Consider the following 7,342-nt stretch of genomic DNA (forward strand, 5'->3'; position numbering starts at 1 on the left):
TAGGCGATATTGTTTTATTTGATATCAATGAGAGTCTGGCAGAAGGTAAAGCTTTAGATTTAATGCAAGCAGGGCCTGCAGCGGGGTTTGATTGCTCTATCTTAGGGAGTGATAATCCTGACATTATTGCTGATGCCGATATTGTTGTAGTGTCAGCAGGTGTGCCCCGTCGCAAAAATCCGCAGACGGGCAAATATCCAGGTCGTGACGAACTTATCAAAATTAACCAAGCTGTCATTGAGCAGGCTTCAGCACATATTAAAAACCTCGCTCCTGACGCTATTGTGATTATGGTGACCAATCCGATTGAAGCGATGTGTCATGTCGTGAAACAGATCACTGGATTTCCTAGTGAACGCATTATTGGACAGGCTGGTGCTTTAGATACCACACGCTACAAAACCTTTATCGCAATGGAATTAGGTGTCAGTGTGAAAGATGTCAATGGCATGGTTATCGGTGGGCATGGTGATGCAATGGTGCCACTACCAACTCACACTACGATTTCAGGTATACCCATTTTAGAATTAATTCATGAAGACCGGCTGGAGCAGATCATTCACAGAACCGCCCATGGTGGAGGTGAGATTGTGAATTTACTCGGTTATAGCAGTTACTACGCGCCGGCCGCAGCGACAGCATTAACAGTGGAATCAATACTTCGTGATCAGCGAAGATTGATTCCCAGTGCAGTGTTAACCCATGGGGAGTATGGCTATAACGATTTATTTATCGGGCTACCTGCTATCTTAGGTAAAAATGGAGTAGAGGCCATTGTCGAACTCAATTTGACTGATAAAGAAAAAATGAAACTGCAGCACTCAGTCGAAAGTGTAAAAGACGTGGTGAACCTTTTAGGTTATTGATGCTGGATATTACAAGCCACTCACTCTAGGCTGATTAAGCCTGATAAATACTGATAGAATTCGCTGTTTTTAATTCGAGACCAAATATGGCTTCTTCTCCCTATGTCACTGCAGAAGGTTATGCTTTGCTTAATCAAGAACTCACGGAACGTTGGGCTCGGCGTCGTGATGTGGTTAAAGCATTGTCTGCCGCAGCAGCAGAAGGGGACCGCTCTGAAAATGCAGAATATATCTATCGTAAAAAAGAATTACGTGAGATCGATCGCCGTATTCGTTACCTGCAAAAAAGGCTGCCTGATTTAAAAGTCGTGGATCAAGCACCGGATAATCAGTCACAGATTTTTTTTGCCGCCTGGGTAACGGTCGAGACAGAGGCCGGTGATGAAAAAGAATATCGCATTGTCGGGCCCGATGAGATTGATGCCTCAAAAGGTTATATCAGTATCGACTCGCCATTAGCTCGTCAGTTATTGGGTAAAACGCTGGATGATGAAGTCGTGATAGAGGTCGCAGGTCAGAAAAAAGTCTACTTTGTCTTGGCTATCCGTTATTCCTAATATCTGCTGTTTTTTTATCTGCATCTAGTATCCGTTATTTCAGGTTTTTGTTTTTTCTTGCATCATTCAATCATTGGCAATATGATACGATATATCATTAATTGTGAGGTTGAGATGAAAGATAATATCGCTATCGCCTGTTCAGGGCTTTGTCTGGTGCACTGCTTAGCGACACCGATAATCATTAGTTTGGCTTTATTTGGCGCTGCAAGCAGCTCATTTGAATCACCGTGGGTGCATTTATTGTTGTTGATCCCCGTCATCATTTTAGCGCTGTTGAGTTTGCCATTTTCATATATACAACACGGTAGTTATTTACCCATGATCTTAGTGAGCTTGGGCATTAGCGCCTTAGTTTCAACATTTTTCTTACCAGAATATTATGAGTTTTGGATCACCGTCCCGGCAGCACTTTTCATTATGAGTGGGCACTTCTGGAATCGCCAATTAACTACAAAAAACGTGCAGATGATGGAGCCTAGCAATGGATGAGAAAGCACTAATGGCCATGTCAGAAGATGACTATATGAATGAAGAACAATTAGCTTTCTTTGATGCCAGATTGCTTCAATTACGACAAGAGACACTAGACGAAATTGAAGCGTCAAAGCAAGACATCAACTATGGCAGAGTCAGCGATGTGTCTGATAGAGCCACACTCGAAGAAGAGGCGCAGATAGCATTAAGACTGGCAGACCGTAAACGTCAGCTTATTCCTAAAATTGATAAAGCCCGGCAGCGAATACGTCAAGGAGAGTATGGCTATTGTCTGGAAAGCGGTGATCCTATTGGTATAAAACGCTTACTGATTAGGCCCACAGCGGAATACAGCACGGATATCAAGAACATAAATGAAAAAAGAGAACGACGTTATGAAGACAAACGATAATCGACTGCCGGTAACTGTTTTATCTGGTTTTTTAGGGGCAGGTAAAACGACCGTACTCAACCACATTCTGAATAATCGTGAAGGTAGAAAAGTGGCGGTTATTGTGAATGATATGAGTGAAATCAATATTGATGCACAACAGCTTAACAATGAAGTTGATTTCAATCGTGCTGAAGAAAAGCTGATGGAAATGAGTAACGGCTGCATCTGCTGTACTTTACGTGAAGATTTGTTGATTGAAGTCAAACGTCTGGCAGATGAAGGCCGTTTTGATTATCTCGTGATTGAATCAACTGGCATTTCAGAACCCTTACCCGTAGCAGAAACATTCACGTTTGCGGATGAAGAGGGTGATAGTCTCTCTACCATAGCTCGTCTCGATACCATGGTCACGGTGGTCGATGCTATCAACTTTTTGAAAGATTTTCGTGAAGCTGAACTTCTTCAAGATAAAGGTAAGCATCTCGGTGAGGAAGATATGCGCAGTGTGGCCGATCTGCTGATTGAGCAGGTTGAGTTTTGTGATGTCATTCTTGTTAGCAAGACTGACTTATGCAAAAAAGAGGATCTGGAAGAGTTAACTTCCATATTGAGAAGTCTGAACACACAAGCAGATATCATTCCCTTACAGCACGGAAAAGTGTCGCTGGACAAAGTCTTGGCTACGCATAAGTTTGATTTTGAGAAAGCCTCACAAGCACCAGGCTGGTTAAAAGAGGCCAGGGGTGAGCACGTACCTGAAACCGAAGAGTATGGCATCAGTAGTTTTTCATATGTTGCACGTAAGCCATTTCATCCTGAGAAGTTTTATCTGTTTTTGCATCAGGATTGGCCTGACGGTAAGTTGATTCGTTCCAAAGGCTATTTCTGGTTAGCCAGCCGTCCACAATTTGCAGGTCACTGGAGTCAAGCTGGTGGTATTGCTCATCACGGTTTTGCTGGCATGTTTTGGAAAGCCGTGCCAGAAGATCGCTGGCCTGAAGATGAAGAGTCTAGAGAAGTCATCATGGAACATTGGCAAGAACCATTTGGTGACATGCGTCAGGAGTTAGTCTTTATTGGCCAGAACCTGAATGAGTCACAAGTTAAAGAGCAGCTTGATGCCTGCTTATTAACAGATGAGGAACTGCTCGCAGGCAAAGCTCTATGGCAGACATTACCTGATCCTTTTCCTTCATGGCAATCACAATGACAGCATTAGCAATCAACAAAACCGAATCAATTAATCACATCAAGTATGCATCAGATACCATTGATTTAGCAGATATTTATGATCAGTTCGTGAATCTGGTTGTTTGGCAAAGACAACTGAATGCGGCCATAACAGAAGATGTGTCCGCTTTACTCAATACCCACACCAGCTTTGCATTCCGAGCGGTACTTAAACCCTCTGAAGTTCATGAATGGTTGAGAGGCTCTTTAAAGCAGCAGGCATACACTGCTTTAGAAAATGACATCGCCTCCATAGCGGAAATCTTTGCAGACTTATTTGATTTGAGTCATGTAGGCTTGCGACTGGAGTTATTGAATAAAACAATGTGTCCACGCTTTCATGTTGATAAATTAATGTGTCGTTTGGTATCCACTTATGCAGGAAATACCACGCAGTGGTTAACTGAAGATAATGTTGACAGAACGAAGCTGGGTGCTGGAGCCAATGGTCTGCCAGATGAAACGTCGGGCATATATATCAACGAAGAAGCGATTCAACAGGCTTCTCCTGGTGATGTTTTATTGATGAAAGGGCAGGCATGGCCGAACTCATCATTGCCAGCACTGGTGCATCGATCGCCATCGGCTTCGGCCCTTTCACCACGTTTACTGCTCGGTATAGACTTTGCCTGAGCGAGGAATACTAGTGATTTTATATGGTGCATTACAGAGTGGATGGGTTAACTGTTAAAATTCCGTTATCATTAGTCGCTCATCAATGATGATAGCGAGTGATGAACCTTACTCTCCAAAGTGACGATATGGATACAAAAAAAGCAATTAATCAAGCCGAAAAAAGTTGTATTGAACATGGAGGCAAGCTAACACCCAAGCGTAAGGTGGTCCTGGAGCTTTTACTAGAAAACGCTCAGCCACAGTCAGCCTATGAACTTGCTGATTTGTATCAACGTAAAATGGGTGAAAAAATACCAGCTATGTCAGTGTACAGAATGCTGGAATTTCTTATTGAGCAAGGCTTAGTGCATAAGTTGGCTTCAACGAATAAGTTTCTGGCCTGCTCACACATCACGTGTAATCACAAACACGAAACACCGCAGTTTCTGATTTGTGACAATTGCCAATCCGTGAGTGAAGTGGGTATTGATACCAAGCTGATAGAAGCCTTGGAAAAAAGCATTCAACAGAATCATTTCCAGCTTAATAGCCCACAGTTAGAACTTCACGGCTTGTGTGAAAACTGCCAAACCAAATAAAACCCAGAAAGACTGGGTTTTATTTGGTGTACATAATGATATGATACATCACTATTTTACGATTGATTCTCATTAAAAACTACCTCGAGGAACCGAATTAGACATGCTAGAAGTCAGTAATTTAAACAAGTTTTATGGAAAAAATCATGCGGTTAATGATTTAAATTTTACTGTCGCTTCAGGTGAAATTCTATGTCTTCTTGGAGCAAACGGTGCAGGAAAAACAACTACACTCAATATGTTACTGGGTTTTATTAAACCTGATTCTGGTAGTGCTGTTTTAGATGGACTGGATATGTATCACCAGCGATCGGCTTGCCGCGAACAGATGATGTATATCCCAGAAAATGTGCATCTCTATCCTAATTTCACTGCAATAGAAAATATCGCCTATCTAGCTGAACTCGCCAAAATGCGTGTCAGTGATGGTGAGATTAAAGATGTTCTAATCAGAACTGGCATCACAGAAAATCAACTTGATCGCAAAGTTGGCAGCTTCTCTAAAGGCATGCGCCAAAAAGTGGCTATTGCCTTTGCTTTACTCAAGCACGCCAAACTGGTGTTGATGGACGAACCCACTTCAGGCCTTGATCCTGTCGCAACACAAGAGTTTATCGATGTGGTTAACACCATTAAAGAACGGGGCACAGCGGTATTGATTGTGACGCATGACTTGCTCTGTGCACATCAGCTATCTGATCACATCGGCATTATGAGTCAGGGGCAGTTAAAACAATTCATAAAAAACGAACAACTGACGTTACCTGATCTAACAGAACACTATTTCAACCAATTTTCAGCTTAAAGGTTTTACTGTGAAAAAAAACCTTATAACCAGCCTCGTCTTATCAGCATTATTTCCTGTCGGAGTCTTGGCTGATGAGAGCTCATCGGCAACAATTTCTCCCATGATTGTGGTGGGCGATGCGCCAGATTATAGCGATACGAATTTAGCAGGGTCTGTCGATAGTATTTCACGTGAGGAATTGGCTCAAAGTCACATCAATAACACGATGGAATTATTCACCAAAGTCCCCGGCGTTTATTTTGCTCGTTATAACCAAGGCATTATTAATACCGATATCGGTATACGTGGATTTGCTGCTGAAGGTTCATCACCACATGCTAAGTTACTGATTGATGGTATCCCTACCAATTTACACAATGGTTACAGTGAAATGGATCAGTTATTTCCTGGAGATATCAGTAATATCACCGTCTTCAAAGGCACCAGTGATCCACGTTATGGTTTGTTGAATGTTGCTGGTAATTACAACATCGAAACACGTTCAGATTTAGGGCGTGAAGTACAAGTTACTGCAGGCAGTTATAACGCGCGTGAAGTACAAGCCTATGCGGGAGAACAAACCGGAAAGTTGAGACATAATTATTTCTTTGGTTACCGTCAATCTGATGGTTATCGTGATAATTTTGAGCTGGATAAATATTCTGTCTCTGGTCGTTGGTTTTATGATTTTTCAGATGATACCTCCTTAGGCTTGATTGTTCGTGCGTCAGACTATGATGCCGATGCCCCAGGCTACTTAACGCAAGAAGAGGCTAGAAAACACCCAACTCGCTCAGCAAGCTATGCCAGACAAGATGGTGGTGATAAAAACACACAATCCTATAGTTTGCACTTTGACCATGCTTTTTCCGATAGTGTGGACTGGTCGTTAAAGTCCTACTTTAATCATTATGAAAGAGAGCGTTGGGTCAGATTTACTGCAGGTAACTCCTTACAAAATCGTTATGATGATCAAGATCATTATGGCGTTATTTCTTCTCTTAACTGGCAGTTAAACCGTGATTGGACACTGAACTGGGGAGTGAATGTAGAGAAACAGAAGGTCATCGAGCAACGATTTGGCACAGTTAATAACGCTCGGCAACGTGATAACTCAAATGTACTCAGAGATTATGAGTTCGATTTTATCAACTATGGTAGTTATTTAGAGCTAGCCAATACACCATTAGATTGGTTTGCCTGGAATGTGGCAATTCGAGCAGACAGATTTACTGGTGATGGTAAATTTGCCGGTACGAAGAGAGATATTTATGATTTTGGCACCATCATGCAGCCAAAATTAAACTTGTTCTTTTACCCATCAGACAGCGTTACCGTATTTGCAAACTATGGCAGAAGTTTCCAAACGCCAACGAGTGCAGCAGCCTATACCGCAGGTGATCGCTCGGAGCGTGATGTTTCGTTGAATGATGGCTGGGAAGTGGGCACTAAGTGGTTGGCACTCGATAGTCTGGAATTACGTTTATCGTATTGGCAACAGAAAGCCAGTGATGAATATGTCACCATTGACAATACCTCACAAAATGTTGGTGAAACCATGCGAAAAGGTCTGGACTTTGGCTTTAATTGGGGAGTAACTGACCTCGTCACGCTTTGGGGTAATTTTACTACTGCGGATTCTGAGATTCGTACAGAAGGTGAGAATAAGGGGAATGAATTACGTAGTATTCCTTCTTACACTGCCTCGATGGGAGTGAGTTATCAAGTGACCCCAGCCGTTACTTGGCGAGTGCATTATGATGCTCAGGCTAGCGCTTATGTAAATGAAGCCAATGATGGAGGCAAGTACGGTAAGT

The 7,342-nt window shown here is 42.4% G+C and carries 9 protein-coding genes; all 9 read left to right on the forward strand.

Annotated features, from left to right (window positions below; genetic code table 11):
- On the forward strand, positions 1–866 hold an 866-nt coding region (locus tag B4K20_RS05035), incomplete at its 5' end, for a malate dehydrogenase (protein WP_289282101.1).
- 86 nt (positions 867–952) lie between these two features.
- A complete protein-coding gene (gene greB / locus B4K20_RS05040; protein ID WP_289282102.1) occupies positions 953–1,423 on the forward strand; it encodes a transcription elongation factor GreB in 471 nt (156 codons plus the stop codon).
- 114 nt (positions 1,424–1,537) lie between these two features.
- On the forward strand, positions 1,538–1,915 hold the full coding sequence (locus tag B4K20_RS05045; protein WP_289282103.1) for a MerC domain-containing protein: 378 nt from the start codon (positions 1,538–1,540) through the stop codon (positions 1,913–1,915).
- Positions 1,908–2,312, forward strand: a complete 405-nt coding sequence (locus tag B4K20_RS05050) for a TraR/DksA C4-type zinc finger protein (protein ID WP_289282104.1) — start codon at positions 1,908–1,910, stop codon at positions 2,310–2,312. Before B4K20_RS05045 ends, B4K20_RS05050 begins: the two co-directional genes overlap by 8 nt.
- The gene (gene zigA / locus B4K20_RS05055) at positions 2,296–3,504 is read left to right on the forward strand and encodes a zinc metallochaperone GTPase ZigA (protein WP_289282105.1); all 1,209 of its coding nucleotides are present in this window, start codon (positions 2,296–2,298) and stop codon (positions 3,502–3,504) included. Before B4K20_RS05050 ends, zigA begins: the two co-directional genes overlap by 17 nt.
- The gene (locus B4K20_RS05060; protein ID WP_286304364.1) at positions 3,501–4,157 is read left to right on the forward strand and encodes a DUF1826 domain-containing protein; all 657 of its coding nucleotides are present in this window, start codon (positions 3,501–3,503) and stop codon (positions 4,155–4,157) included. The genes zigA and B4K20_RS05060 overlap by 4 nt, the downstream gene beginning before the upstream one ends.
- A 128-nt stretch (positions 4,158–4,285) precedes the next feature.
- Positions 4,286–4,738: a Fur family transcriptional regulator gene (locus tag B4K20_RS05065; RefSeq protein ID WP_286304365.1), complete on the forward strand. Its 453-nt coding sequence runs from the start codon at positions 4,286–4,288 to the stop codon at positions 4,736–4,738.
- Between the two features lie 103 nt (positions 4,739–4,841).
- Positions 4,842–5,543 (forward strand): ABC transporter ATP-binding protein, encoded by a 702-nt coding sequence (locus B4K20_RS05070; RefSeq protein WP_289282106.1) that lies wholly within the window; start codon positions 4,842–4,844, stop codon positions 5,541–5,543.
- Between the two features lie 10 nt (positions 5,544–5,553).
- On the forward strand, positions 5,554–7,342 hold a 1,789-nt coding region (locus B4K20_RS05075), incomplete at its 3' end, for a TonB-dependent receptor (protein WP_289282107.1).

The organism is Methylophaga sp. UBA5088 (assembly GCF_002414625.1).
GTDB lineage: Bacteria > Pseudomonadota > Gammaproteobacteria > Nitrosococcales > Methylophagaceae > Methylophaga > Methylophaga marina.